This window comes from Saccharospirillum sp. MSK14-1, from assembly GCF_003054965.1.
In the GTDB taxonomy this organism is placed as follows: domain Bacteria; phylum Pseudomonadota; class Gammaproteobacteria; order Pseudomonadales; family Natronospirillaceae; genus Saccharospirillum.
This window is the reverse complement of the sequence record NZ_MIES01000002.1, coordinates 143,493-169,125: the sequence shown is the minus strand read 5'-3', so window position 1 is coordinate 169,125 and position 25,633 is coordinate 143,493. Positions and strand designations below refer to the sequence as shown.

The 25,633-nt window shown below is 56.6% G+C and carries 26 protein-coding genes; 5 read left to right on the top strand and 21 right to left on the bottom strand.

Features of this window, described 5'->3' with window-relative positions; genetic code table 11:
- Positions 1 to 16: 16 nt before the first annotated feature.
- Genes BGP77_RS00845 through BGP77_RS00800 form a run of 10 tightly spaced genes read right to left on the bottom strand, consistent with a single transcriptional unit; the run spans position 17 to position 9,953 of the window.
- Positions 17 to 1,273 (bottom strand): type II secretion system F family protein, encoded by a 1,257-nt coding sequence (locus BGP77_RS00845; protein ID WP_108162838.1) that lies wholly within the window; start codon positions 1,271 to 1,273, stop codon positions 17 to 19.
- The gene (locus BGP77_RS00840; protein WP_108162837.1) at positions 1,266 to 2,993 is read right to left on the bottom strand and encodes a GspE/PulE family protein; all 1,728 of its coding nucleotides are present in this window, start codon (positions 2,991 to 2,993) and stop codon (positions 1,266 to 1,268) included. The genes BGP77_RS00845 and BGP77_RS00840 overlap by 8 nt, the downstream gene beginning before the upstream one ends.
- Entirely contained in the window at positions 2,994 to 3,836 is an 843-nt protein-coding gene (locus BGP77_RS00835) for a hypothetical protein (RefSeq protein ID WP_108162836.1), read from the bottom strand.
- A 2-nt stretch (positions 3,837 to 3,838) separates the two neighbouring features.
- Positions 3,839 to 4,825 (bottom strand): M48 family metallopeptidase, encoded by a 987-nt coding sequence (locus tag BGP77_RS17860; RefSeq protein WP_146171156.1) that lies wholly within the window; start codon positions 4,823 to 4,825, stop codon positions 3,839 to 3,841.
- Positions 4,822 to 5,730: an ExeA family protein gene (locus BGP77_RS00825; protein ID WP_108162834.1), complete on the bottom strand. Its 909-nt coding sequence runs from the start codon at positions 5,728 to 5,730 to the stop codon at positions 4,822 to 4,824. Before BGP77_RS00825 ends, BGP77_RS17860 begins: the two co-directional genes overlap by 4 nt.
- 8 nt (positions 5,731 to 5,738) lie before the next feature.
- Positions 5,739 to 7,346 (bottom strand): secretin N-terminal domain-containing protein, encoded by a 1,608-nt coding sequence (locus BGP77_RS00820; protein WP_108162833.1) that lies wholly within the window; start codon positions 7,344 to 7,346, stop codon positions 5,739 to 5,741.
- Between the two features lie 4 nt (positions 7,347 to 7,350).
- The gene (locus BGP77_RS00815; protein WP_146171155.1) at positions 7,351 to 7,680 is read right to left on the bottom strand and encodes a hypothetical protein; all 330 of its coding nucleotides are present in this window, start codon (positions 7,678 to 7,680) and stop codon (positions 7,351 to 7,353) included.
- Complete coding sequence (locus BGP77_RS00810) at positions 7,673 to 8,320, bottom strand: hypothetical protein (RefSeq protein WP_108162831.1); 648 nt, start codon at positions 8,318 to 8,320, stop codon at positions 7,673 to 7,675. The genes BGP77_RS00815 and BGP77_RS00810 overlap by 8 nt, the downstream gene beginning before the upstream one ends.
- On the bottom strand, positions 8,317 to 9,024 hold the full coding sequence (locus BGP77_RS00805; RefSeq protein WP_108162830.1) for a hypothetical protein: 708 nt from the start codon (positions 9,022 to 9,024) through the stop codon (positions 8,317 to 8,319). Before BGP77_RS00805 ends, BGP77_RS00810 begins: the two co-directional genes overlap by 4 nt.
- Entirely contained in the window at positions 9,021 to 9,953 is a 933-nt protein-coding gene (locus BGP77_RS00800) for a hypothetical protein (protein WP_108162829.1), read from the bottom strand. The genes BGP77_RS00805 and BGP77_RS00800 overlap by 4 nt, the downstream gene beginning before the upstream one ends.
- A gap of 176 nt (positions 9,954 to 10,129) precedes the next feature.
- On the opposite strand from BGP77_RS00800, the gene trmL reads away from it, so the two are divergent.
- On the top strand, positions 10,130 to 10,597 hold the full coding sequence (gene trmL, locus BGP77_RS00795) for a tRNA (uridine(34)/cytosine(34)/5-carboxymethylaminomethyluridine(34)-2'-O)-methyltransferase TrmL (RefSeq protein WP_108162828.1): 468 nt from the start codon (positions 10,130 to 10,132) through the stop codon (positions 10,595 to 10,597).
- Positions 10,598 to 10,608: 11 nt separating this feature from the next.
- Here trmL and BGP77_RS00790 read toward each other — a convergent pair whose 3' ends face one another.
- From BGP77_RS00790 to BGP77_RS00765, 6 genes are all read right to left on the bottom strand, one after another.
- Positions 10,609 to 11,802, bottom strand: coding sequence for a UbiH/UbiF/VisC/COQ6 family ubiquinone biosynthesis hydroxylase (locus tag BGP77_RS00790; protein WP_108162827.1), 1,194 nt, complete (start codon positions 11,800 to 11,802; stop codon positions 10,609 to 10,611).
- Positions 11,799 to 13,013 carry an FAD-dependent monooxygenase gene (locus BGP77_RS00785; protein ID WP_108162826.1) on the bottom strand — a complete coding sequence of 405 codons (1,215 nt, stop codon included), beginning with the start codon at positions 13,011 to 13,013 and terminating at the stop codon, positions 11,799 to 11,801. The genes BGP77_RS00790 and BGP77_RS00785 overlap by 4 nt, the downstream gene beginning before the upstream one ends.
- Positions 13,014 to 13,068: 55 nt before the next feature.
- The gene (locus BGP77_RS00780) at positions 13,069 to 13,263 is read right to left on the bottom strand and encodes a DUF3185 family protein (protein ID WP_108162825.1); all 195 of its coding nucleotides are present in this window, start codon (positions 13,261 to 13,263) and stop codon (positions 13,069 to 13,071) included.
- A gap of 81 nt (positions 13,264 to 13,344) precedes the next feature.
- Positions 13,345 to 14,184 carry a carbohydrate ABC transporter permease gene (locus BGP77_RS00775; RefSeq protein WP_108162824.1) on the bottom strand — a complete coding sequence of 280 codons (840 nt, stop codon included), beginning with the start codon at positions 14,182 to 14,184 and terminating at the stop codon, positions 13,345 to 13,347.
- A gap of 28 nt (positions 14,185 to 14,212) precedes the next feature.
- Complete coding sequence (locus tag BGP77_RS00770) at positions 14,213 to 15,127, bottom strand: carbohydrate ABC transporter permease (protein WP_108162823.1); 915 nt, start codon at positions 15,125 to 15,127, stop codon at positions 14,213 to 14,215.
- Positions 15,128 to 15,240: 113 nt separating this feature from the next.
- Entirely contained in the window at positions 15,241 to 16,494 is a 1,254-nt protein-coding gene (locus tag BGP77_RS00765) for an ABC transporter substrate-binding protein (RefSeq protein ID WP_108162822.1), read from the bottom strand.
- Between the two features lie 266 nt (positions 16,495 to 16,760).
- Here BGP77_RS00765 and BGP77_RS00760 point away from each other — a divergent pair, with 266 nt between their 5' ends.
- From BGP77_RS00760 to BGP77_RS00745, 4 genes are read left to right on the top strand one after another with little or no spacing between them, the layout of a single operon-like run.
- Positions 16,761 to 18,050, top strand: coding sequence for an ABC transporter substrate-binding protein (locus BGP77_RS00760; protein WP_108162821.1), 1,290 nt, complete (start codon positions 16,761 to 16,763; stop codon positions 18,048 to 18,050).
- A complete protein-coding gene (locus BGP77_RS00755; RefSeq protein ID WP_108162820.1) occupies positions 18,050 to 18,775 on the top strand; it encodes a response regulator in 726 nt (241 codons plus the stop codon). The genes BGP77_RS00760 and BGP77_RS00755 overlap by 1 nt, the downstream gene beginning before the upstream one ends.
- Positions 18,762 to 20,222 carry an ATP-binding protein gene (locus BGP77_RS00750; RefSeq protein WP_158269228.1) on the top strand — a complete coding sequence of 487 codons (1,461 nt, stop codon included), beginning with the start codon at positions 18,762 to 18,764 and terminating at the stop codon, positions 20,220 to 20,222. Before BGP77_RS00755 ends, BGP77_RS00750 begins: the two co-directional genes overlap by 14 nt.
- A 50-nt stretch (positions 20,223 to 20,272) precedes the next feature.
- Entirely contained in the window at positions 20,273 to 20,710 is a 438-nt protein-coding gene (locus BGP77_RS00745; RefSeq protein ID WP_108162818.1) for a nucleoside deaminase, read from the top strand.
- A 15-nt stretch (positions 20,711 to 20,725) separates the two neighbouring features.
- Here the strand turns inward: BGP77_RS00745 and BGP77_RS00740 are convergent, their stop codons facing one another.
- From BGP77_RS00740 to BGP77_RS00720, 5 genes are all read right to left on the bottom strand, one after another.
- Entirely contained in the window at positions 20,726 to 21,553 is an 828-nt protein-coding gene (locus BGP77_RS00740; protein WP_108162817.1) for a phytanoyl-CoA dioxygenase family protein, read from the bottom strand.
- A 56-nt stretch (positions 21,554 to 21,609) separates the two neighbouring features.
- Positions 21,610 to 22,266 (bottom strand): glutathione S-transferase family protein, encoded by a 657-nt coding sequence (locus BGP77_RS00735; RefSeq protein WP_108162816.1) that lies wholly within the window; start codon positions 22,264 to 22,266, stop codon positions 21,610 to 21,612.
- On the bottom strand, positions 22,263 to 22,637 hold the full coding sequence (locus tag BGP77_RS00730) for an MmcQ/YjbR family DNA-binding protein (protein WP_108162815.1): 375 nt from the start codon (positions 22,635 to 22,637) through the stop codon (positions 22,263 to 22,265). Before BGP77_RS00730 ends, BGP77_RS00735 begins: the two co-directional genes overlap by 4 nt.
- Before the next feature lie 34 nt (positions 22,638 to 22,671).
- On the bottom strand, positions 22,672 to 24,552 hold the full coding sequence (dxs, locus tag BGP77_RS00725) for a 1-deoxy-D-xylulose-5-phosphate synthase (protein ID WP_108162814.1): 1,881 nt from the start codon (positions 24,550 to 24,552) through the stop codon (positions 22,672 to 22,674).
- Positions 24,553 to 24,745: 193 nt separating this feature from the next.
- A complete protein-coding gene (locus BGP77_RS00720; protein ID WP_233252261.1) occupies positions 24,746 to 25,630 on the bottom strand; it encodes a polyprenyl synthetase family protein in 885 nt (294 codons plus the stop codon).
- Between the last annotated feature and the right edge of the window lie 3 nt (positions 25,631 to 25,633).

Sequence of the window (25,633 nt, the reverse complement as noted above, 5' to 3'; positions counted from 1 at the left end):
GTCTTATTATGCCGCGTCAGCTGCCGTAGGCCGAGCCCAGATCCCACATTGGCAGGAAGACGCCGAGAATCAGGATCACCACCATGATGCCCATAAAGGCCAGCAAGATGGGTTCGATGAGTTCGGTCATGCGTTTTAGATCATAGTCCACTTCTTGATCGTAGAAGTCGGCGATGTCGACCAACAACTCAGAAACGTTACCGGTTTCTTCACCGACAGCGATCATTTGCAGAATCAGCGGGTTGAATAAGCCGCTGCTGGAGGCGGTGGTCAACAAGGACTCACCGCGTTCGATGCCCGTGACCATCTGTTCAATGCCGCTGCCAATATAGCGGTTGCCCACGGTTCGGGCAGAGACTTGCAGCGCTTGCAACATCGGCACACCGGCATCGAGCATCATGGCAAAGGGACGTGCAAAACGCCCCAGAGCAATGCGTTCAAACAGACGGCCAAGCAGCGGGAGTTTTAGCAAACCATGGTCCCAGTGGATGGCGCCTTTGGGGGTGCGCTTCCAGCGCATCAAACCGTAAACCGCTGCGGTGATCAGGACCAATAAATACGGCCAGCTGGTGAGCATAAAATTCGACGTGCCGATCAACACACGGGTGGGCCACGGCAGTTCGGCACCCAAGCTGGCGAAGACGCCGGAGAAGGCGGGAATCACTTTGAAGGTCACCGTCAGCATCGCCAAGGTGATGGAAACCGACACAAAGAGTGGATAGCGTGTGGCGGCTGACAGGCGTTTGCGGGTGTCTTTTTCCCGTTCCAGGTGGCCGATCAATTGTTGGAAAGCGCTGTCCAGCCGGCCGGTGGTTTCACCCATATGGATCATGGATACAAACAAATCGTTAAAGGCATCCGGGTGTGCCCGCATGGCCATCGACAGCGTATTACCCTGGGTCAGACTGCGCGCGACATCCGTTAGCACCTGGCTCAACCGGGGCGAAGCGGTGGCATCGGCCAGACCATTGATGGCACGCATTAGCGGGATGCCGGAACGGGTCAGGGCGTGCATCTGGCGGCAGAACATGATCAGTTCGTCCAGTTTGACGCGTCGGCGCAGCACACGAGTGAGCCACGGCAGCGCATCGTCTTTGGCCACCGGACCACTCTGAGTTTTGGCGCTGCGTTTCTTTTTGGCGACCTCAATGCGAGTTGGCGTTATATCCTGACGGCGCAGCAATTGGACCAGCGCACTTTGCGACGCCGCATCCTGAAAACCTTCTACCTGTCGACCTTCGGCATCGCGTCCGCGGTAAAAAAAATCAGGCACGTTCGGCGTCCAAGTCGTTGAGATCGACACTGATCTTGAAGACTTCTGCCAGGTCGGTCACGCCCTCGCGAGCGTATTCCAACGCCCACTCACCCATGGGTTTAAAGTCTGGGTTGCGGCGGGCGGCGGCGACAAAGCTGGCGTGATTCTGTTCGTTCAGTGCGACCAACATGGCGTCATCCAGCTCGAGCCACTCGAACACCCCGACACGCCCACGGTAGCCGGTGTTGTTGCAGTGGTAACAACCATTGCCCTGATAAAAGGTGTCGTTGGCAAAACGGCCGCCGGCCATATTCTGCAACCAAATACGTTCGCGCGCCGAAGGTTCATAGGGCTGGCGACATTCTTCGCAGACTTTACGCACCAGTCGTTGCGCCAGCACGCCACGCAGCGCGGACGCGACCAGATAGGATTCCACCCCCATATCAGCCAGGCGCATCGCGCTGGAAATGGCGTCGTTGGTGTGCAACGTCGACATCACCAAGTGACCGGTCAGTGCCGCCCGGGTACCGATGGCGACCGTCTCCTGATCGCGCATTTCACCCACCAAGATCACATCCGGGTCCTGACGCAGGGCCGAACGCAGAATGCTGGCGAAATTGAGTTCGATCTTCGGGTTGACTTGCACCTGATTCACCCGCGACATGCGATATTCGATGGGGTCTTCGGCGGTGATGATTTTGCGTTGAGCCTGGTTCAGTCGCTTCAGCGCCGAGTACAGGGTGGTGGTTTTACCGCTGCCGGTCGGGCCGGTCACCAGAATCAGACCATAGGGGCGTTCGATCATTAGTTCGAAGCGCTGGCGAATGCTCTCGGGCATCCCCAGGTCGGCCAGTGGTTGAATGCCGGCGCTTTGATCGAGCAGACGCATCACCACCGACTCACCGTACTGCACCGGCAGCGTTGATAAACGCACATCGATAGAGCGGTTGCTGACACGGATATTGAAGCGGCCATCCTGAGGCAGACGGCGCTCAGAAATATCCAGGTTGGACATGATCTTCAGCCGCATCACCAGAGCCGAGGCGACGCGTTTTTCCTTGATCACCTGTTCCTGTAAAGCGCCATCGACGCGCATCCGAATGCGGAACACGCTTTCATCCGGTTCGATATGCACGTCCGACGCGTTAATGGCGACGGCGTCTTCCAGAACGCTTTGCAACAAGCGAACGACCGGTGCGTCCTGTAAATCGGTGTCGTCAGCCAGATCGCTCAGATCGAAATCGCTGCTGCGCAGCGAGCCTTCGAGTTCGACGGCAATGGACTCAATCTGGCCGGTGCGGCGATACACGGAGTCGAGCGTCGCCAGCAATTCCGACTCGCGCACAATGGCAGGCTTGACGGTTTTTTTGAGTCGTTTTTCGACTTCATCAATGGCCAGCAAATCCAGTGGATCGGCCATGGCCAACAGCAGGCCATCGTCATTATCGGCCAGCAACAAACAGCGGTAACGTCGCGCCACCGCCTCATCGAGACGTTTCAGCGTTTCGCCATCGAGCTGGAATTGGCGCAGTTCAATAAACGGAATTTTCAGGTGATCGGACAAGGTCGACAGCAGTTTGTTTTCTGCCACCAACCCCATATCGACCAGCACCCGGCCGATTTTTTTACCGGTCAGCTGCTGTTCTTTCAGCGCCAATCCCAGTTGGCCTTCGGTGATGAGCCCGGCGTCGACCAGTAAATCGCCGAGGCGGACTTTTTTGCGTTCTTGGGCGGTCATTTAACTGTCCAGATAATTCAGGCGTTGCTTGGCGAAACTGAGCAGCTTGGCATTTTTGCCACCTTCGAGATAGCGTCGATAATGACTGCCCGCTTCGTCTGGCAATCGCGCTTTTTCCAAAGACACGCCCAGTAGCAGATGCCAACTGGCTTTGATTTTTGGTTGCTGTACCAACTTCTGGAAAAAATGAATCGCTAACAGATGCTTATTGCGCGCCTGTTCTGTCAGACCCGCGTATTCCAGCAGCATGGGGTCTTGAGGGGCCAGGTCGAGGCCTTGCTGATAGGGTTCGACGGCGTCGTCGTAGTACTGGCATAACAGGTACAGCCAGATCAGCAGTAATTTGATGCGCAGCGATTGGGCAAACTCATCCTGAGCATCTATCAGGAACATTTCCGCTTCCGGATACTGGCCCAGACGAATCAACTCAACCGCCATTTCAACCACCTGGCGTTCATCGCTGCCGCTTTCGGGGTAGCGCGCCAGATTCGGTTTGGGAATCGGAATGGTCAGGTTCGGGTTGATTAATACCAACGCCTCGGACGGCATGATCGTTGTGTTGCCGAGTTTGTATCGGGTGGTGTGCTCTTGCGGCTTTATAATTTGGTGTTTTTCGCGCGCTTCAGCCAGTCGTTTGAGCATCGTCTGGGTGCGTGGGAACAGGTCGTAATTCAGCGCCAGATTCATAAGATCGTAAAAGCCGATCAGACGATCGCGCAGCACCAACCGGCCCAGGCCGCGGGCATCATCCTTGTATTGCAGCTCGCCCAGCAGTCGATCCAAGGCTTTTGGGTCGATGTCGCTGTGCTCCAGCAGGATGTTGTGCAGGGAATTGATCGCCATGACTACGGTCTCTCCAGTGACCGAATTTGTTGCTCGGCAAACGCCGTCAGACTAGGGTTATCGGCCGCAAATCTGTCCAGATAAGTTTGGTATAGAAGGCGCGCCTGCGCCAGTTGACCGCTGTTCTCGGCGTTGATCGCCCAATGCAGTTGCCAGGCACTGTGTCGCGGTTGAGCGCGTGCCAGCTGCTCGAACAGCGTCACTGCCTGTTCGGGGCGACCGGATTTTTCATGCCACACCGCCAGTAAAGCCCGTGCTTCGTTGTCATTTTGACCGTCCAGCAGAGCGCCGATGGCATCGAGCCGATCCTGACTGAGCAATAATTTAGCCAGCCAAAGGCGGGGCTGATCAGCATTGGGTTGTTCCGCGATCCAGCGCCGCAATGTCATTTCCGCTTCTGCCCATTCCCCGTTGGATAGTGCCTGTTGCACGCTGTCCTGATGGCCGGTATCGAGTTGAATGCGCGACTGGCCGGGCGTCTGCGCGAGGGGCTCAGCCGAAGGCGCGGCCTGGGTTGGCTGAGCATTCACGGTTGGTTTCTGGTCTGATGTTACTGCTGCTGTATTAACCGCAGCTGCCTTTGGCTGTGCGACTGGGGCTTCAGGTGCTGCAGCGGTTTCCGGTGCGGGCACCGGCGTACTGTCAGGGGCAGCTTCAACCGCAGGAGCCGAATCAACCGGCTCTCTAGGCGGTTCTGCGGCTTGGGTCGTCGCTTCTTCTGGCGCTTCCTGAGGGGTTGGGGTCCGATCCATTGGTTGTGGTTGCGATTCTTGGCGAGCAGCGGCAATGGGCTCGAACGGTACCTTCGAATCAGGGCTTTGGTGCCATGGCGCCCAGACTAGCAGCGCTGTCAGTGCCAGGGCTAAAGCAACAATCAGCCACCAAAACAGGTTGGAGCGAGTCGGGTTCGAACGGTGTAAGGGGTTGAATCGGCTGGCGTTTCTTGGGGTGGGTGTTGTACGCGTCAGAGCCTGATGGATCCGGCTCACACCAGCCTCCACAGCGTCACTGCAAGCAGAATGCTGACCGCGCCAACCGCGAACCACAGGCCGCGCCCGGGCTTGCCGCGACGCGGTTGGCTGTCGAGCCAGGCGTGCTGTACATCGCGCGGTTCGACCTGCGAACGCTGATCGGCATAGGCCGACAACAAGGCTTTGTGTGCCAGGACATTGATCATGCGCGGTACGCCCTTAGCACGCCGGTGCAGCTGTGACATGCTGCGCCGATTAAACAACGGCTGGCCATTGTAACCACTGTGCGTGAGGCGGTATTCGATGTACTGGCGCGTCGCGCGTCGATCCAGGGTTTTTAAGTAGTGCGCAAAGGTGATGCGCTGGCGCAGCTGACGAAAACGATCCTGATCGAGCAAATCGTCAAGTTCAGGCTGACCAAACAGAATCACCTGCACCAATTTTTGCTGTTCCGTTTCAAGGTTGGTGATCAGGCGCAGCGCTTCGAGTGTTTCGGCTGGCAGAGACTGGGCTTCATCAACCACGATGACGACGCCTTGTGCCTGCTCGGCGAGAGCCAGGATGCGGCGGGTAATATGATCGAGCAGGGCATTATTGTCGCTTTGCTGATCCAGTTCCAGGCCCAGCTCCTGGCCGACCGCGCGGTACAGACCGACGGGCGATAACATCGGGTTGGGGATATAAACCGCATGGAAGCGCTCCCGGGCTTCCGTGTTTTCATCCAGATATCGCAGCAGGCGACGGCACAAAATCGTTTTACCCGTGCCGACATCGCCAACGATTTTTAAAAAACCTTCGCCGGTATCGAGGACGTGGGTGAGCAGCAAGAAGCAGCTTTCGTGGTCAGACAGTCGTACAAACAACTGAGTGTCTGGCGACAGGCTGAACGGCATTTGGTGCAATCCAAAATGAGCTTGGTACATGACGAATCCTAAGGCAGCCGGCGCAGTACGTCGTCCAGGTCGTCAACCGTGGTTTGACTGCCGTAGACGATGGGCTTGAGCAGGATGACCAACTCACTTTTTTCCTGACTGTCGCGTTGTTGGCCGAACAACCAGAGCCGGGAGAGACCCGGAATGCCGGTATTGGAGTTTTGCTGTTGCTGTGACAGCAAGCCACCAATTACTACAATCTGACCACTGCCAGCACGAATGACCGAGTCGGTTTCGCGGACGCTGGAAAAAGCCAGCGGCAGGTCGTAGGTTGAACCGCCGACGTTGATCACCTTGGTGCGTTCGACCACTTCGGTCACCGACGGCCGGACGTGCAAAATGACGTTGTCGTCGGCACTGATTTGCGGCGTGACATCCAGCGCAATGCCGGAGAAGAACGGTGACAAGGTAAATTCGGGGTTAGATTCGGTGATGCCGTCGCCATCAGAATCACCGGTGCTGGAATTCACTTCGGTGACAAAAAATTCATCGGTGCCAACTTTGATGACCGCTTTTTGATTGTTCACCGTCGACACGCGTGGACTCGACAACACTTGAACGCTGCCCTGATTGGACAACAGCTGCAGCACAGCGCCAAAGTCGTTGCTGCCGACGCCGAGCGAGAAGACGCCGCCGATATCGGCCTGGCCCTGCAGTTGATTGCCGCTCAGGCCCAGCCCGCTGACGATGTTGGACGCGCTTAGGTCATCGGCAAAGGCCCCCCAGTTAATACCGGAACGATGTTCGTTGCTGAGAGTCACTTCGATGACCTTGGCTTCGATCACCACTTGCTTTTGCAAACTCAGTTCAGCATCGGCCAGAAAACCGGCAACGATGTCGTGTTCACGCGGCGTGGCACGAACCACCAACAGGCCGGTTTGCGGGTTAACCACCACCTGGCGACCTTCTTCGGAGTTCAGTAAGCCGAGAATGGTGGTTTCCATGCCCACCCAGAAATTGGCGCTGTACTCGGTCGCGACGCTGCTGGCCTGGTTGGAATTGCCGTTTTCCTGACTGGTGATCTGGCCGCTGGACACGGTGGTGTCGGAGCGACCGGAACGATTGATGTTCAGGTAGTTCAGTTGGTAAATGCGTGTCTGAATCTGGTTTGGCAGGACCCGGTAGCCATAATCGGTGCGTTGGTAGTCATAGCCATAGAGGTCGCGAACCGCGGCCAATACCTGATCGATGGTCACCGAACGCATATTGAGGCTGACGCTGCCGGTGATTGACGGGTCGGTCAGAATGTTGATGCCTTCGGTACGGCCCAAATCGGCGAAGAAACGTTGCAAAGGAACATTGGTGGCCTGGACATCAAAACGGCGCTGAACGGTGGCCGGTACGCTGAAGTCGAGTAACGGTTCATTTAATTCCGGCGGCGTTTCGACGCGCGGTCGCTGGGCGGCTTGGCGGCTGGCGCTGTCCGCAGCATCGCGCTGTGCTTGCAGCGTATCGCGCACGCTCAAAGGCGCCATCTCCGGCTCAGCGGTGGTGGCGGTTTCAGTCGTGTTCGGGTTGGACGCGCAGCCGGTGACCATAACGGTCAGCAGCGCTAGGCTTAACAGCGTCTTCCCGGGGCTATTGGCTGCAAAAGGCAGTGGCAGCAAAACGTCAGTCCTCGTGAGACATGGATATTTGCAGTGATCCGGATTGGGCAGGCGTCAAAGTACGCCGTTCTCCATTGCCCTGGATCACTACTCGGTCGGCTTCAATGCTGACCACTCGATAGTTACCGAGTCGTTCATTGACGCTGAGCCATTGGCCGTTGATCACGGCGTAGGCCTGTTGATCCAAAATATAGACGCTCTCCAGCGTCAGCGGTGTCTGATTATCACTATTTACAGAGCCGCCAGGCTGAGGGCGTGGTGGATCCGGCCGCATTGGGTCAGCCGCAGCGCAACCGAGCGTCGCACACAACGCGACACAGAGTACTCTAAACATTCATCCAAACCTCTTGATCGCTGAGGGTATGCACATCCAGATGAATGCGCAGTTGTGGGTGTTCCGTGGTTTCAATGCTCAACCGGTCCCAAAATAAGTGCCAAGGCAATCCTTCCAGCGCACTCAGATAGGCCGTCAGGTCGTTAAAGGTTCCGGTCAGTGTCAGTTCCAGTTTGTGCTGGTAGAGCGCGCTTTGGCCGACATCGGCCGGGCGCACTTCGGACACTGGCTGAACCGACAGGCGTATCAGTGTCAAATCGCTGCGCTCGAGTAGCTCACGCAACACCGACACCATTTGCTGAGGCGGAATCAGCACCTCGGTGATATTGGCCATGCGCGCGTCAAGTTCAGCCAGCTCAGCTTCTAAAGCGGCGTTGCGTTCGCTCAATTGAATGACCACCGGGTTATCACGTGCCTGGGTCAGGTTGCCCAGCGCTGCGGTGTTGGCGGTATGTTCGAGCGTCAGTTGCTCCAGTCGCTGGCGCTGCGATTCATGCTCGCTGATGCCACTGAGCAGGCCCAGGCCATAACCGGCGGCCGCCAGGACCACCATTGTGGCGATCAACAGCAACAGCCGTTCGCGCAGTTGCAGGCGTTCGAGCTGCAAGCGCAGCTTGAGAGACAAGGCTGACCGGTTCATTGCAGTAACTCCGGCAGGTTGGTCATCGGTAGACTGCTTTCGGGTTGGTCGAGCAATCGAGCCGCTTCGCTGGGCTGCGTTGGGTTAGGTCGGGTGTTCGTGGCCGCACTCGGAGCAACGTCCAGGTCTTCGGCGATGGTAAAACGCCACAGTTTGTCGCTGCTTTGTTCAATATTCAGATTGCGAATGCTCAAGCCCTGAAACACATCACCTTCCAGTTGGCCCAGATAGCGCGGTATCAAACTGGGACCCCGCGCCATGCCTTCCAGCTCCAAATGGCTGTGGCTGTCGCGCAGTTCAATTCGGGTCAGCCAGAGACCGTCCAGGTCGTGTTCAGACAGACTGGCCAGCGGCGCAGCAAAGCCACTGGCGGCGGTGTCGAGTTGATTGGCCAACCCCTGCAATTCACCTCGTCGAGCAATGAGTCGGGCTTGCAGGGTTTCGTTGCTGGCGCGCAGGTCGGCTTCGCTGCCGAGGCTGGGGAACGATTGGCGCAGACGATGCAGCTCCAGCGCACTGTCTTCAACACGTTGTTGTTCTGCCTCAATCTGGCGTTGCAACGAAGCAGCGGTCATCAGGTGATAGCTCAGATAGCCCAGACCGGCGATCAGCGTCAGTGTGATACCGAGCACGAAGGCGGGTAATTGAATCTGGCCCTGACCCGGCAGTATTTCGGGACGCATGAGGTTGATATGGCGGGTCATGACTCGACTCCGCGAAAGGCTGTACCGGCTAACGGCAGAGACGATTCGGGCAGAGCCTCGTTCAATACCTGTACATAATCTTCCAACCGCAACGGCATAAAACGTAAGCCGAGCTTGGCACCGAGGTCATCAATCATACCGCTGGTGCCGGGCCAGCCGGTCAGGTTGAGTTGATGGATGCTGCCCAGGCCGAGTTGGGATTCGTAGTAATCAAACGATCGGCGCAGTTCGAGCACCAAGGAATCGCGTTGAATATCAGTTTGACCTTCCAGAATCAATGCATCGCCGTCGGCCTCGGCGCCGAGGTCTTCATAACCGATGTCAAAGCGGCGAGTCAGCACCAGTTCGCCATGATAGATCAGCAGTAACTGGCAGTGATCGGGACGCAAGTGCAGCAAGCCGTTTTGCTGATGATTCGTGGCGCGTAACGCCAGATTGCGCAGCTGCAACTGGTCAATGTCGATCTCGGTCAGAGTCAGGCCGCGCTTGGCCAGCGCCAAAGCCCATTGACGCAACGGCTGCTGATGAGTGGCAACAATAAAGGCCATGCGCGTTCGCCCGTGATAGGCTTGCGCCGGCAGCAGAATGACTTCCAGGCTGGCCTCGTCGAGATCATAATGCAGCAACTCCGCTGCTTTCAGGCGCAATGCCGCTTCCATTTCATCGGCGGGCACTTCGGGCACGTCGACCAGTAACAGTTGGTAGTAGCCCTCGCCCAGCAACAGGTTGAGAGTGCCTTTGGCGTGTTCAGCAACGCGGTCGGCCAGTTCCTCGGCGCGGTTTAATGGATCGTCTTCAGCGTGCCAGGGTTGCGCGGACAACTGAGGTAGCGCACCTTTGCTGGCGCGTAATTGGGCAAACCCGAAACCGTTGGGTGTCAGGTAAAGCCAGTTGTGGGAGCCGCTGCGGGCACGCTTAATAATTGCCAAGAACCGAATACTCCGGCGATTTTCTAGGCCCGGTTTGATACCCGGCTGAATTCACGCCAATCGTCTGATTACTGACGGTGAGGGCCGCTATGGTGTGCATCCGAACGCCCAGCGTCAAATTAATGTGTATTTTTCTTACCTTAGACCATTATCACTGATTAAAAGGTAGACCATCTGTGTTCCATATCGTGTTGTATCAGCCGGAAATACCCCCGAATACCGGCAATATTATTCGGCTGTGTGCCAACACCGGCTGTCAGTTGCATCTGATCGAGCCGCTGGGCTTTTCCATGGAAGAAAAAGCATTGCGCCGGGCCGGTCTGGATTATCACGAATTCGCTGAAATCCGGCGCTACCGTGATTACCAACACTTTCTTGAAAGTGCCGCTCCTGAGCGCTTATTTGCGCTGTCGACCAAAGGTCGTGCCGGGCCTGCCGACGCTCAGTTTCAGGCCGGTGATTATCTGATGTTCGGCCCTGAAACCCGAGGTTTGCCCGCCGATATTCGCGAGTCGTTACCGGCGCAGCACGTGTTGCGTCTGCCCATGGTGCCAGGCAGTCGCAGTCTGAATTTATCCAACGCGACGGCCATTATGTTGTATGAAGCCTGGCGCCAGATTGGTTATCAGGGCGCCCAAACATAACCATTTAAGGTTCAGCCAATAGCGGCTTCAATAAAAGGCCGCTTAGCCCAGGGCAGCCGTTGCAGGCCAGACAACCCCAGGTTTCTGGTCAGCACCGCGGCCGGATGGTCGCTGCCAAAGAGACGTTTAAAGCCTTCCATCGCCGCCATGGTGGTTAAATTGTGTGTCTGGCGACGTCGTTGATAGCGACGTAACACAGCGCTTTCGCCGGGCGATAAGTGCAGTCGTTTCGCTCGACCCCACTCCTGTGCCAGTACATCGGCATCGCGAAAACCGAGGTTAACGCCTTGGCCTGCGAGTGGATGAATGGCGTGGGCGGCGTCGCCCAACAACACAAGCCGGTCCTGTATATAGTCCAGACTGTGCATTTGCGCCAGCGGAAACTTAAATCTTGGGTCGGTGAGCTCGATCTTACCGAGACACCCTTCACTGGCGCGGTTCAGGGCGGTCAGGAAGTCGGCGTCTTCCAGCGCGAATAACTGCTCAGCGCGTTCGGTGTCGGCGCTCCAGACAATGGAGCTCCACTGTTGCTCGGCGCCTTCATCCGATAGTGGCAGAAACGCCAGTGGGCCGCTGTCGAGAAATACCTGACGAGCCGTTTGGTGATGTCGCTTGGAGTGACGAATGGAGGTGACCAAGGCGGTTTGGCCGTAACTCCATTCGCGGGTGGTAAAGCCAGCCTGGTCGCGCAGGCTGGAAAACTTGCCGTCACAGCCCGCAATCACCGCAGCTTGAAAGCGAGTGCCGTCATCCAGTTCCACCGCCACGCTGTTTCCCTCGCGCTGCCATTCGTGCAGGCGATTTCCCAGATAGACGGTAATTGCCGGCAGCGCTTCGACGCGTTGCCAAAGTGCTTGGGTAATCCAGTGATTTTCGACGATCTGGCCCAGATCGTCGGCACCTATCTCGGCGGCATCAAAGTCGATTGCACCCTGACCTTGGCCATCCCAGACGTGCATTTTGGTGTAGCGGCCAATGCGATCAGCCGGAATGTGTTGCCAGGCATTCAATTGACTGAGCCACTGCCGATTGCGCGGACTGATGGCGCTGACACGCGGTGCGAACTGGCCCGCTTGTGGGACGACCGGCTCGGAACGATGCGATTCGATCAGGGCAACTTCCAAGCCCTGCTCGGCGCTGGCCACAGCCAGACTGAGCCCGACCATACCGCCACCGATGATCACAGCGTCGTATTGAGTTTTCATAAAACGGTCTCCGGTAACGGTGCGCCCTGGCTCAGGCCCATGCTGGCCAGTACGAAACTGTGGCTGAGTCGTGGATGGCGGTCGAGCATGTTCAGACCCAGGTTACGACCCAGGCGCAGCACCGGATTGGCGCTGGCAAAGGTCCGCACCAGACGATCCGAAAAAGTCGCGGTGAGCCGCTGATCGCTGGCAATGGCATCGGCCAGTGGATGCAATAAGCGAATATCGCCAGGATCCTGTTTGGTGGCGGTTGCCTGGTTGAGTACATCCGCCGCACGCATCAGGCCACGAATGGCCAGATTGAAACCCTGGCCAGCGACCGGATGCAACGTGGCGGCAGCGTTGCCCAGAGCCAACAAGCGGGGCCGCACCGGGTCGATCAACTCGCGGCGCACCAGTGGGTAATCAAAGGTGGTGCCAATATCGGTGATGCGTCCCAGCCGTTGTCCGAACGCGGTGTTCAGCCAGGCCAATTGTTGTTCTGCGCTCATTGCATCTACACGCAGGCGTTGGGTCTCGGGCAGCGTCCAGACCAGCGCCGAGTAATCACCGAACGGCAGTAGCGCGATGGGGCCTTGTTCGGTAAAACGTTCATAAGCGCGACCATTATGGGGGTCGCTGGTGCGCACGGTGGCAATGCGCGCCCAGCACTGATAATCGGTTTGCTGAGCGGTAAGGCCGACCTTGGTGGCCAGTGGAGAGCGGCCGCCATCGCACAAAATGACCAGTCGGGATTCGATGGATTCGCCGGAACTGAGCGTCAGCGATTGAGCCTCCTGGCCGGGGCTGATGGCGGCAACGCTGTCGCCAAAGCGCCAATCCAGTCCGTCCAGTTCGCGAGCGCGTTGCCACAAACCCTGGCCCAAATTGGCGTTGGCGACCACGGCGCCAAAATCGTTATTTAAGTCGGTGGCGTCCATGCGGTGGTAACCCAGATGACCGCGATCGCTGACTTCAATCCAGCGAATCGGACTGGCGTGGGGCTCCAGCAAAGGCCAGACGTTCAGGCGTTGGTAAGCGCGCTGGCTGTAGGCGGATAACGCCGTCGCGCGGTCGTCGAAACTGGGAGAGCGGGGGGCTGTGCTTTCCGGCTGGGGAGCCGGGTCGATCAATGTCAGGCGAGCGCCCGCGCGGAGCGCGGGCTCAAGGGCGATGGCCAGCGTCAGGCCGACCAAACCGCCGCCGACAATGGTTATGTCGTAGCGGGGCATAGCGTGCTTCGCATCCGGTGTGGAGCGCGGATGATAACAGGCCAGAGGCCGCCGGTCAGGCTTTACGCATCACCATAAAGAAACCAACGACAACCAATACTGCGCCGGCGGCATAGCGGATCATGACTTGGGTGTTTTCGCCGCCCACCGCATCGGTGACGACACCGGAAACGGAATGCGACATATCGTAGCCCCACCACAGGCAACCCGCGCCCAGCACCAATAAAACCAATCCAATCATTTTCTTCATTGTTCAACTCCTTATGTGAGTGACGCAGCGAGTTTAATCATACTTGATCACTGTTTGGCTACCGATCCCATCACGCTTTTCTTATTTCACGGCGCCGGAGGTCAGACCACGAATCAGGTGTTGCGACAGGAAGGCGTACAACACCAGTACCGGCAATACCGCTAACGACAATGCGCTGAGTACCGAATTCCAATCGGTCGCGTACTGACCGATAAACTGTTGCACTCCTAGCTGAATGGTCTGAGTGCTTGGCCCAGGAGCCAGGATCAACGGGAACCACAGATCGTTCCAGATCGGCACCATGGTGAAGATGGCCACGGTGGCCACGGCGGGTCGAATCAACGGCAAAATAATCTGAAAAAACAATCGGTATTCACTGACGCCTTCGCAGCGAGCGGCTTCTTTTAATTCTTCGGGAACCTGGCCGACAAATTCGGTCAGAATCAAAATGGCCAACGGCAAACCCTGTGCGGTATAAACCAGAATTAACGCCATCTGTGTGTTGACCAGATTCAGGCTCACCATGATCTCCAGAATACTCACCGTACCGAGCCGAATCGGTACCATGATGCCCATGGCCAGAAACAGCGCCAGTAACCGATTACCGCGAAAGCGATACTCCGATAACGCCCAGGCGGCCATCGCACCAAACAGCATGACCAGAAACAGCGGCACCAGCGTGACCAATAAACTGTTGCCAAAAAACAGCAGGAAATTCGACTCTTCCAGCACCTTGGCGTAACCGTCGAGACTGAACGAATCCGGGCCGGGTAATGCCAGTGGATCCATAAAGATGGCGCGACGGGATTTAAAGGAATTAATGATCACCAATAGAATCGGAAATAGGGCGATCAAGGAATAACCCAGCAACGTCAGATGCACCAACGCCTTGCTGCTGAGACTGTGTGACGGTCCGTTCATCGGGATCGATTCCTCAGCTTGATAAAAGTCATAATTGATAGCGCGTCAGGCGGCGCTGAATGACGAAGAAATACAACATGACGCCCACCAGAATGACCAGGAACATCATGGTAGCGACGGTGGCGCCCATGGTGGCGCTGCCGATTTGGGACTGATAACCGAAGAAGGTCCGGTAGAAAAAGGTACCCAGAATATCGGTGGAAAAATTCGGTCCAGCCAGGGCGCCTTTCACGGCATAAATCAATTCGAATGCATTGAAATTACCGACAAAGGTAAGGATGGTGACCAATCCCAACGTCGGTAAGATCAGCGGTACGCGAATGCGCCAGAAGGTACGCCAGGGTGACGCGCCATCGACACGGGCGGCCTCGATTAAATCGTCAGGAATGGACAGCAGGGCCGCGTAGATCAGCATCATCGGAATACCGATAAACTGCCATACCGAAATCAGGGCCAAGGTAATTAAGGCACTGCCTTCGCGGCCGAGCCAGGCTTCGAATAAAAAGTCCAAACCAAAAAACGCTAAGAAGCCTTCAGAAACACCCCACAAGGGACTCAGAATCAGCTGCCAGATAAAGCCGATGATCACCACCGATAATAACGTCGGTAAAAAGATCAGTGTGCGATAAGTACGCCCACCGCGCAGATCTTTCATGCTCAACAGCGCAGCCAGCATTAACCCGATGGGGTTCTGCACCAGCATATGAATGATGAAGAATTGGGTGTTATTCCACAGCGCATTCCAGAACGGACCGGACCAATTCGGATCGCTGAGCAAAGTGACAAAATTACTCAGGCCAGTGAACGAACGCACTCCGTCGGTAGTGTCGGTAAACAGGCTCAGGCGCAGAGTGTCGAACAGCGGATAGGCGCTGAATAAGGTGTAGATCAGCACCGCCGGCGCCAGAAAAAACAGCAGGTGCCAGGGAAAAGCGCGTTTCATGTTAGATCCTCGGAAGACCCAGTGGCCGCAACGAATTGTTCCGGCGACATAAAAAAGGAGAGGCCGAAGCCTCTCAAAGAGCCGCGTTAACAAGCCGGCTCATCAGCCCATCATCAATTGGACTGAGGTTCGTACCATTGCGCGAAACCGTCTTGAATCTGCTCAGCAGCTTCTTCCGGTGACAGCGTGCCGTTAAGCACCTGGCTGGAAACCACCCACAGCTCCTGTTCCATATTCGGAGTGCCGCGGTTCATAACCTGGGCGTTCAGACGAATGGTGGATTCGCAGTCGTTGCGCCAGGAAATCATTTCGGCGGCAACCGGATCCTGAACGTCGACGTCGTGACTGGACAGCGAGAAGAAGCCGGTCACTTCGTTGGTGAACAGATCGGCAAAGTCGGCGCTGGCTACCCAGTCGAGGAACGTACGAGCGGCGTCGGCGTTGTCACTGGCCGGGTTGATGCCGATGCCCATGTCGGTGTGGTCGGAGATGTAGCAGGTGTCACCGCTGTCTTCGACCGGTGGCTTGAACGCACCGAATTCAAAAATCGCCTGACTGTTGAAGTAGGAAATATCCCAGGAACCGGTCGGGTAGATGGCCGCGCGGCCCAGGGCGAACAGGTTCTGCGAATCGCCATAGGTTTGGGCTTCATAGCCGCGACCCATGTAGTCGCCCCATTGCGCCATTTCTTCCCAGGCGGCAACGAATTCTTCATCAGTGAATTTGGCATCGCCAGACAACAACGCCATGCGACCTTCTTCACCGTCCCAATAGTTTGGACCGATGTTGGTAAAGACGATCTGGTTCGCTTCCCACTGGTCGTTGGTGCCCAGCGCCAGCGGTGTATAGCTGGAGTCTTCCTCGATGGTCTCTAACGCATCGAAGAATTCATCGCGGGTTTGCGGAACCTCAAGGTCCAATTCATCAAAGATGGCTTTGTTATAGAAGAAGCCATGAATGACAGACGCCATTGGCAGACAGAAGGAGGTGTCGCCGTCATCGGTGCTCCAGGCGCGCTTGGCGAAATCCTGGTAATTATCCAGCGCATCCAGACCGTTCAAAGGTTCCAAATAGCCTTGATTGAACAGGCTCAGTGACTGGTCAAAAGGGCGGCAGGTGATTAAGTCACCCGCGGTGCCTGCCTGGAGGCGAGCATTGATGGAGGAGTCGTATTCGGTTGGGGCGGTGGCGTTGAAGCGCACTTCGATGTCCGGATGCTCGGCATTGAAGGCTGGGATCAGAATGTCTTCCCACAAATCTTTGTCGTCAACACGCCAGCTCTCGATGGTCAGGGTTTGCGCCTGAGCAGCCAGGCTCAGGGTTGCGGCCAGAGTAATGCCGGCCACACAGTGTTTAAAGTTAGGCATTTTGATTCTCTCACTATCGTTATTGTTCAGGCCGGTGTTCAGGCCGACCGAACCACTCTAGGAGGCTTGGCAACCTGACTGTGAATGTCGTCTAAGTGGCTGTGAAAGGTGACTGATAGACAGCCGCTAGCCGACGCTGCATGGTCTTGCCAGCGGTCATGAATCCAGATCTTTGGCTTGCCAAAACTTGCCGGTAAGACAACACCCACCAGCGGTAAGAGACGGCTAATATTTAGTAATACTTTGAAGGGTTTTGCTGGGTTAGGATGGCTGGATATTTGTTGTACAGCCAGACACTCACCATGCGTCGCATTATTACTTGCTGCACCTTTGTGTTTCTTTCCATGTCGCAACCTGTTGTGGCACAAATTGCGGCGCAAAAGCCAATGCTGGAAGTGTTGCACTGGTGGACATCGGCCGGTGAGGTTGACGCCGCGCAGGTGCTGAGACACGGCCTGGCAGAGCGGGGCGTTAACTGGGAAGACTACCCCGTGCCCGGCGGCGGTGGCGATTCTGCCATGGCGGTGCTCAAGGCGCGGGTGATTCATGGTTCACCGCCTGGCGCCGCACAGATTATTGGACCCAACATTCAGTACTGGGCCGGATTGGGGTTTCTACAGCCGCTGTCGAATCCATCCTTAGCCGCCGATGGTTTGTTCTATCCGGTGGTGGATGATCTGATTCGTATCGATCAGGAAGTCGTCGCCGTGCCGCTGTCGATCCATCGCATCAATTGGATGTGGCTGAACCCGGCCGTTTTTGAGCGGTTAGACCTACCCTTACCGACCACCTGGAGTCAGTTATTGCGGGCCGCACCACGACTGCGTGAGGCAGGTATCGTACCGCTGGCACATGGCAATCAGCCTTGGCAGAACGCGACATTATTTGAAGTGTTATTGCTCAGTGAGGCAGGGCCGGAATTTTATCAGCGTTATTTTGTCGAGCAGGACCCTGCTGTGCTCGAAGACGCCCGAGTGGTTGCCACCTTCGAACGTTTACGGCAACTGAAAAGCCTGATGGACCCGGGCATGATTAATCGCAGCTGGCAGGACGCCAGCCGCATGGTAGCCGACGGCGCCGCCGCCACTCAGATCATGGGCGACTGGGTTAAAGGCGCGTTCACTGCCTGGGGGCTGCAAGCCGGTGAAGATTATTTGTGCCTGGCAGTGCCCGGTACCAATGAGCAACATCTGTACAGCATTGATACCTTTGTGCAGTTTCGCGATAACCCCAACCCGATCTCTTTCCAACCCTTTATTGAAACCTTGCTGGCACCGCAGGTGCAGCGAGAATTCAGCCTGGCCAAAGGGACAATTCCGGTTCGCCGTGATCTGACGATGGCGGGTTTTGATGATTGTTCGCGAGCTTCACACCATGTGTTCAGTCAGGCAGCGGCGGAACATCGTTTAGCACCTTCGATGGCCCATTCGATGGCAACATCACCGGAAACCGAAGATGCTGTTTTCGAAATAGTGCACCGCTTTTTTATTGATGACAGTCTCAGTCCCGAGGTTGCAACGGCGCAATTGGCGCAATCGTTAAGAGCTTTGAAGTGATGAAAACCAAACGCATTGTTGTCGTCGATGACGACTATAAAATTCGCGAGTTACTAAAAACCTACCTGGAAAAAAATAATTATCAGGTAGATGTGGCTGGCGATGGCGAGTCGTTTCTGACGTTGTTTCGGCAAACGCCGGATATATCGTTGATCGTGCTCGACATCATGTTGCCCGGTCAGGATGGCTTCAGTGTGTGCCAGAAGGTACGAGCGGTTTCAGATGTCCCCATCATCATGTTGACGGCGAATGCGGAAGAAACCGATCGCGTTGTCGGGTTGGAAATGGGCGCGGACGATTACATTGCCAAACCCTTCAGTCCGCGCGAATTACTGGCGCGAATTAAAGCCATTCATCGTCGCTATGAGCCGGTACAAAGCAGCGCCGAAGACGGTGGCCGTTATTATCGTTTTCGCGGGCATCTGCTCGATGGACTGGAACGCACTCTGACGTTGGCTGGCAGTCCTTCGGAAAGCATCAGTGGCGCTGATTTTCAATTGCTGAAACTATTTCTCGATCACGCCGGTGAAGTGCTGTCGCGTTCCTATTTAATGAAGGCGACGCGCGGCCGTGACTTAGGCCCACTCGATCGTTATCTGGATGTGCAGATCAGTCGTTTGCGTACGCGTTTGTCATCGGGCAGCGACACTCAGTTGATCAAGACCGTGCGCGGTCAGGGGTACGTTTTTACCGCCGATGTGGAACGTTTGCATGCGCCCGATTAACGCCTGGTTGCCTCGGTCACTCTTTGCGCGTTTGCTGTTAGTAATGTTAACCGGTATCAGTCTGGCGCAGCTGAGCACCAGTCTAATCTGGGCGGGCCAGGTACGCAGCGACAGTCAGGCACGCATTACCGAAAACGCTCAGTACATGGCCGTGTCGCTGGCTGCCACCATTCGTTATTTTCAGGCGTTGCCGGATAACGTCCGGCCGATTGTGATTGAACAACAGCGTGAAGTCGGCGGTAGCCGATTGTTTATCAGCGTTAACCAGGCGCGCTTGCCGGTGGAGCCTGAAGTTAATGATCCGCTCAGAATGCCGTTGCTCGACGCTATTCAGGTGCAATTAAGAGCGGAAATTGATCAGCCGGTGCAATTGGCGCTAGCGATGCCGGGGTCGGTTCGACTCTATGACGAACGCATTCCGATTGCTGAAATTCCGGTGCGCTGGATTCGCCAGTCGCTGGTGCTGGAACCCGATCCGGCACCGATCGTGGTCGCTCAGGTGCCGCTCGATAATGGCCATTGGCTGTATCTGGCAACGCTGATGCCGGATCCTTATATTCTTGATCGCGACCGCGGTTTGGCTCCGGAGCGTTGGTGGTCGCTTGGGGCGACACTGGTTGTGGTCGGGGTGCTGTGTTTTGTGTTCGTGCGCTGGCAGACCCGGCCTTTGCGTCGTCTGGCGGAAGCCGCGGATGCCTTTGGTCGCGGCGTTGAAGAACCGCCCGTCTCGGCATCGGGCATGCGTGAACTCGATGCGACCGCCGATGCGTTTGAAGCCATGAAATTGCGCATTCAACGGTATCTGGATGATCGCGAGCGGCTCTTTGCCGCCATCTCACACGATTTACGTACGCCGATCACCCGGCTGCGATTGCAGGCTGAACTGATTGATGATGAGCCATTGCGGTTGTCGCTGGATGAAGATCTTGAAGAATTGGAAATGATGGTCAAAGGCGCGCTGCAAACAGTGCGCGATACCGATATTCATGAAGACCCGCGCCCCGTCGATCTGGGGGCTTTGTTGTTAAAAATTGCCGGGGAGCGACGCGTTGCTGCGCAAGCCGTATCGGTCACGGTGTCGGATTCAGTGGATTACGTCGGCAAACCCCTGGCACTCAAGCGCGGTTTAGCCAACCTGATCGACAACGCCATCCAGTATGGGGATCGTGCTGAGGTGAGTCTGGCGGTGGTCGGCGACAGTGTGGAAATTCGTATTCGTGATCATGGTCCGGGCTTGCCTGATGACGATCTGGTGAAACTATTCAAACCCTACAGCCGGCTCGATCATGGCCGAGCACGGAATGCTGGCGGTATGGGCCTGGGATTGGGGATTGCGCAAAGCATTGTGCACGCTCATGGCGGTGACTTGCTGTTGGCGAATCACTCCGGTGGTGGTTTGTCGGTACGGGTACGCCTGCCGCTGATCTATGCCGTGCGACGGCTGTAAAAAAGCGCTAACGTTCTGGCTTGTGAAGGCATGACAGAGGACAAGACATCATGGATAAATTTCTACAAGCGGCGATCGATGAAGCGCTACTGGGATTAGCCGAAGGCGGCATCCCCATCGGTTCGGTGTTGGTCCATCAAGGAAAAATCATCGGGCGGGGTCATAATCGCCGTGTACAAAGTGGCAGTACGGTTTTGCATGGTGAAATGGATGCGCTGGAACATGCCGGCCGGCTGCCCGCATCGGTCTATCAGGAGTCGGTGATGTACACCACCTTATCCCCCTGTTCGATGTGCAGTGGTGCGATTTTGCTGTACGGCATCCCACGCGTGGTGATCGGTGAAAATCAGACCTTTATGGGAGAGGAAGGATTGCTGCGTGAGCGCGGTGTAAGTGTTGAAGTGGTGCAAAACGCCGAGTGCATTGCCTTGATGGAACGCTTTATCGCGGACCAACCTCAATTATGGAATGAGGACATCGGTGAGTAACCGATGCCCTTCGCTTCACATAAAAAATTCGCCCAGTGTGGGACGTTGCAACCAGTTTTCTGTCGCATAGGGCAGGGCGCCATCGACGACATGAAACGTCAGAGCCATGCGCGATTGGGTAGACCGATTGGCGGCGCTGTAATGCGGAAGGTGACCGTGGAACACCAGCAAGTCACCTGCTTTAACGGGCATGGCGGTGCCGGTATCGGTTGGCCAGGGTGTATCATCCAGCGCCACCATGGTTAACTCGTCGCCGTGGCGATAAAAGCGTTCGCGCAGCGGACCGGTCTGTCCCCCCGGATCCAGCCACAGGCAGCCGTTTTCAAGCGTCGCATCTTCCAGGGCAAACCAATAGGTCAGGACGCTGCTGGGTTCGGTGTAGAAAAAACTGGCGTCCTGATGCCAGACCACTTCACCACCAATGCGTGGCTGTTTAAAAATCACCATGGTCTGATACAGGCTTGGTTTTTGTTGCCCCAGGTCGCGGGCAATCTCGGCAAAGACATCACGCTGAGCCAATTCACGATACACCTCGTCGAGGTCATGCAGAGCGTGGCCAATTTTGTTAATGCTTTGAGCGCGAGGCTGAGTCAGTTCTCCGGCGTCGTTAAAGGCGGCTTCTTCAAAAAAACAGCGCACGGTTTCGGCCGAGCCGAGAAAAAAATCGTTGTTGATCTGGGCGCGGTCGGTGGTGGAAAAACGATGGCTGGGATCCAGCTCCGCCTGTTCAATGAGCGCATACGCGCGGTCGATAAGCGTCTTGCGGTCGGTTTCACTGAGCTGCTGCTGAAACAGCAGATAACCGTCGCGGTCAAACGCTTGTCGTTGTTCGGCATTGAGCATGGCGTGTCTCGTCGATGTGTAGTCAAATGTGGGTTGAAGGTTAATCGCCAGACGGGTCAGGCATCGGCGATTTCTGAAGCGTCAATGGTTTCGCTTTCGTCGCGCGCGTCGCTCAGCCATTGCTGCATAGCCTCCAGCCGGTTTAACTCATCCATCCATTGGCTGACGGGTTTGGGGGTGGTTATGTCATAGGTAGCAAAGCGTGAGGCGATGGGGGCATAGAACGCATCAGCAATTGAAAAATCACCGAGTAAAAATGGTCCGCCGGATTTTTCCAGCAACTGACCGAGCAGTTCGTTCAGGCGATCGATGTCCTGCTGCGTTGCGGCGTCGGGTTTAAAACCAACCACTTTCCGTCGGCAGTTCATCGGCATGTTGGCACGAACGGCGCCAAAACCGGAGTGCATTTCAGCGACAGCGGCGCGACCCAAGGCGCGTAAGTTGGGTTGGCCAGGCCAGCCCTGGCCGTCGAGAAACCGTTCGTTGATGGTTTCAGCAATGGCCAGTGAATCCCAAATGGCCAAGCCGCCCAGGTCGAGTACGGGCACTTTGCGGCTGGGCGAATATTGGGCCATGAGCGCATCGGTTTTGGCGTCGAATAAGGGGATGCGGATTTCCTTAAAACGAATGCGGAATTGCGTCAGCAGTAACCAGGCACGCAACGACCAGGACGAATAGTTTTTGTTGCCAATGATCAGGGTCAGGTCGTTCATTCCTTGTCTCCATCTTGACTGAGTCGCCTCTGCACAGCTTTGGGCAGTTTGCTTTTAACCAGTTCGTAGGAATCGTCGATCCAGCTTTGCACCAGCTCAATGTCCAGGCCGGCTTCGAGGTCGATGGTGTTCCAGTGTTTTTTATTCATGTGATACCCGGGCGTTACAGCACTGAAGGTATCGCGAATGATCAACGCTTGTTGTGGGTCGCACTTCAGGTTTATGCCCAGCGGCGAGCGGTCGGTCATCAGCAATGCGAACATTTTTCCGGCGACTTTATAGACCAGAGCCTGTGGACCAAAAGGCGTTTCTTCGCGAGTGCCGGGTTTGGCGTTCAGCCGTTCCCGCCACAATTCAACCGCATCATTCATAAGGCCTCCGTTGCCACCGCACGCTGAGGTTGTTTTAGGGCCAGCGTTGCTCAATAGCCGCTCGGATACCCTCGGCATCGAGTCCAGCCTCGTGCAACATCTCTGCGGGTTTGGCGTGGTCGATAAAGCGATCCGGTAAGCCCAGCTGCAAGACGTCTGCATGGATGCCTGCGTCGTGCAAACATTCGCAAACCGCAGAACCGGCGCCGCCCATGATGGCGTTTTCTTCCACCGTGACCAGTTTGCTGTGCGAATTTGCGACGGCCAGAACTCGGTCACGATCCAGCGGTTTGATAAAACGCATATTGATCAGTGTTGCGTTCAGTTCTTCGGCCACTTGTTGCGCCGGCGTGACCAGGCTGCCAAACGCCAGGATGGCAAGTTCAGAGCCGTCACGCAGTACCTCGGCCTGACCGATAGGCAGGTCGTCCAAGGCGTCGTCAAGTGCCGCGCCGGGGCCTGTGCCGCGTGGGTAGCGCACCGCGGCCGGACCTTCATGACGATAGCCGGTGGTCAACATGCGCCGGCACTCAGCTTCATCTTTCGGCGCCATGATCACCAGATTAGGGATGCAGCGCAGGAAGCTGAGATCGAAGCTGCCCGCATGCGTCGGGCCGTCTTCACCGACCAGACCTGCACGGTCGATGGCGAACAGAACGTCGAGGTTCTGAATGGCAACGTCGTGAATCAGCTGGTCATAGGCGCGTTGTAAAAAGGTGGAGTAGATGGCGACGACGGGTTTGGCGCCGTCACACGCCAAACCGGCGGCGAGCGCAACGGCGTGTTGTTCGGCAATGGCGACGTCAATGTAACGCTTGGGAAAGCGTTCGGAAAACTGCACCAAGTCGGACCCTTCACGCATCGCCGGAGTAATGCCAACCAGCCGTTCATCCACGCTGGCCATATCACACAGCCACTGGCCAAAAACGGCGGAATATTTGATGCCGCTGGGAGCACTGCTGGCGGTTTTGGGATCGGATTTTTCCAGCTTGGTGATGGCGTGATATTTAATCGGTTCATTTTCTGCAGGCGTAAAACCTTTGCCTTTTTGTGTGGCGACGTGCAGAAATTGCGGACCTTTAAAGGTGCGTAAGTTACGCAGTGTTTGCGCGAGCCCGACCACATCGTGGCCATCGACCGGGCCGACGTAATTAAAACCCATTTCTTCAAACAGCGTGGCCGGTGACACCATGCCTTTAACGTGTTCTTCAGCGCGACGGGCAAATTCCAGTACGGGTGGCAGGTTTTGCAGAACTTTTTTGGAATTCTCGCGCAGGTGCGAATAGGTTTTAGAGGCAAACACTCGCGCAAAAGCAGTCGACAGTGCACCCACGTTTTCTGAGATCGACATGTCGTTGTCGTTCAGAATGACCAGTAGGTTAGCTCCGTCATGGCCGGCGTGATTGAGGGCTTCGAACGCCATGCCGGCAGTCAGTGCACCATCGCCAATCACCGCCACGCTCTGGCGACTTTCGCCCAGCAGGCGGTCGGTAATGGCCATACCCAGTGCCGCTGAGATGGAGGTGCTGGAATGACCCACTCCGAAGGTGTCAAAGTCGCTTTCACCGCGCTTGGGAAAAGCCGCCAAGCCTTTGGCCTGACGCATGGTGTTCATGCGTTCGCGTCGGCCCGTCAAAATCTTATGAGGATAGGCCTGATGGCCAACATCCCAGACCAGCTTTTCGTCAGGCGTGTCATAGGCGTAATGAAGCGCGATGGTCAGTTCGACGACGCCCAGTCCGGCACCGAAATGCCCCCCGGTCTGGCCAACACTGTAAAGCAAGAATTCGCGCAGTTCGTCGGCCAGAGTGGGCAGGTCTGCCGTGTTTAACCGGCGCAGATCAGCAGGCAGGTCAATGCGGTCGAGCAGTGGCGTACTGGGCCGTTGTTGTGGAATGCGAGTAAATACCTTCATGAATCCTTAGTGGTCCTGCCTGAGCCAAATATGGCGTCCGCGGCTGGTGAGCCGAGGTTGGTATAACGGATGAAGTTGGACCCAGCCTAAGGCCATGGCCGGTCCGCTTAAAACCACCCTTAAGATGGCAGTGCCCAGTTTACCGGAAAGCGTTCAGTGACCCCAGCGACAATCGGTCGGACAGTGACTGGCGTCAGTGATTACGATCCAGCAGCCAATCGGCCAGCCAGTGCAAGGGGGCGTCGGCTGGCAACGACAACTCGGTCAGGGCGGCGTGGGCAAGATCGGTTTGTAATTTGGCGTGATGACGCGCCTTATCCAGACCCAGCAGGCTGACATAGGTCGATTTGCCGCGCGCCACATCACTGCCCTGAGGTTTGCCCAGGGTGGCCGTGTCGGCGGTGACATCCAGAATGTCGTCGGTAATCTGAAAGGCCAAGCCGAGGGCTGCACCGTAGCGCTGCAAGCTGTCGAGTGTGGCGGCGTCGGCCTGGGTGCACAGCGCGCCCAGCTCGATGGCGGTTTCAATCAGAGCACCGGTTTTTAAGCGGTGAACGCCGGCCAACTCTGACAGTTCCAACGATTGCCCTTCAGCCAATAAATCGCGCATCTGACCACCGACCATGCCGGTTTGGCCACTGCTGTGTGCCAGACGTCGGACCATGGTCAGACAAACCGCCGGATCGATATCGGGCTGATGGCTGAGGTGCTCAAAGGCGAGGCTTTGTAAGGCGTCACCGGCGAGGATAGCAGTGGCTTCGTCGAAGGCGCGATGATTGGTGGGGCGGCCGCGGCGCAGATCGTCGTCGTCCATGGCGGGCAGGTCGTCGTGGATCAGGCTGTAAGCGTGGATCATTTCCACGGCAGCCGCTGGCGCCAGCCAGCGAGTGCTGTGGTCACCCAAGCTGACGGCGGTCGCATGCACCAGCAGGGGGCGTAATCGTTTGCCGCCACCGAGCACCGAATAACGCATGGCATCGGTCAGGCGCGGAGCTGTCGCGTCGCTCAGCAGCCGGTCCAGGTGGTCTTCGAGTTGCTCGCGGGTGGCCTGTTGAAAGGCACGCAGATCGGTGGGCACGGT

Excerpts from the sequence above, each read along its gene's own strand:
- BGP77_RS00750 (WP_158269228.1), top strand. The coding sequence starts at position 18,762 with ATGCGCCCGATTAACGCCTGGTTGCCTCGGTCACTCTTTGCGCGTTTG.
- BGP77_RS00835 (WP_108162836.1), bottom strand. The coding sequence starts at position 3,836 with ATGGCGATCAATTCCCTGCACAACATCCTGCTGGAGCACAGCGACATC.
- BGP77_RS00785 (WP_108162826.1), bottom strand. The coding sequence starts at position 13,013 with ATGCCCCGCTACGACATAACCATTGTCGGCGGCGGTTTGGTCGGCCTG.
- BGP77_RS00825 (WP_108162834.1), bottom strand. The coding sequence starts at position 5,730 with ATGTACCAAGCTCATTTTGGATTGCACCAAATGCCGTTCAGCCTGTCG.
- dxs (WP_108162814.1), bottom strand. The coding sequence starts at position 24,552 with ATGAAGGTATTTACTCGCATTCCACAACAACGGCCCAGTACGCCACTG.
- BGP77_RS00740 (WP_108162817.1), bottom strand. The coding sequence starts at position 21,553 with ATGCTCAATGCCGAACAACGACAAGCGTTTGACCGCGACGGTTATCTG.
- BGP77_RS00805 (WP_108162830.1), bottom strand. The coding sequence starts at position 9,024 with ATGACCCGCCATATCAACCTCATGCGTCCCGAAATACTGCCGGGTCAG.
- BGP77_RS00770 (WP_108162823.1), bottom strand. The coding sequence starts at position 15,127 with ATGAAACGCGCTTTTCCCTGGCACCTGCTGTTTTTTCTGGCGCCGGCG.
- BGP77_RS00755 (WP_108162820.1), top strand. The coding sequence starts at position 18,050 with ATGAAAACCAAACGCATTGTTGTCGTCGATGACGACTATAAAATTCGC.
- BGP77_RS00730 (WP_108162815.1), bottom strand. The coding sequence starts at position 22,637 with ATGAATGATGCGGTTGAATTGTGGCGGGAACGGCTGAACGCCAAACCC.
- BGP77_RS00790 (WP_108162827.1), bottom strand. The coding sequence starts at position 11,802 with ATGAAAACTCAATACGACGCTGTGATCATCGGTGGCGGTATGGTCGGG.
- BGP77_RS00780 (WP_108162825.1), bottom strand. The coding sequence starts at position 13,263 with ATGAAGAAAATGATTGGATTGGTTTTATTGGTGCTGGGCGCGGGTTGC.
- BGP77_RS00840 (WP_108162837.1), bottom strand. The coding sequence starts at position 2,993 with ATGACCGCCCAAGAACGCAAAAAAGTCCGCCTCGGCGATTTACTGGTC.
- BGP77_RS00735 (WP_108162816.1), bottom strand. The coding sequence starts at position 22,266 with ATGAACGACCTGACCCTGATCATTGGCAACAAAAACTATTCGTCCTGG.
- BGP77_RS00765 (WP_108162822.1), bottom strand. The coding sequence starts at position 16,494 with ATGCCTAACTTTAAACACTGTGTGGCCGGCATTACTCTGGCCGCAACC.
- BGP77_RS00815 (WP_146171155.1), bottom strand. The coding sequence starts at position 7,680 with ATGTTTAGAGTACTCTGTGTCGCGTTGTGTGCGACGCTCGGTTGCGCT.
- BGP77_RS00810 (WP_108162831.1), bottom strand. The coding sequence starts at position 8,320 with ATGAACCGGTCAGCCTTGTCTCTCAAGCTGCGCTTGCAGCTCGAACGC.
- BGP77_RS00760 (WP_108162821.1), top strand. The coding sequence starts at position 16,761 with ATGGCTGGATATTTGTTGTACAGCCAGACACTCACCATGCGTCGCATT.
- BGP77_RS00775 (WP_108162824.1), bottom strand. The coding sequence starts at position 14,184 with ATGAACGGACCGTCACACAGTCTCAGCAGCAAGGCGTTGGTGCATCTG.
- BGP77_RS00745 (WP_108162818.1), top strand. The coding sequence starts at position 20,273 with ATGGATAAATTTCTACAAGCGGCGATCGATGAAGCGCTACTGGGATTA.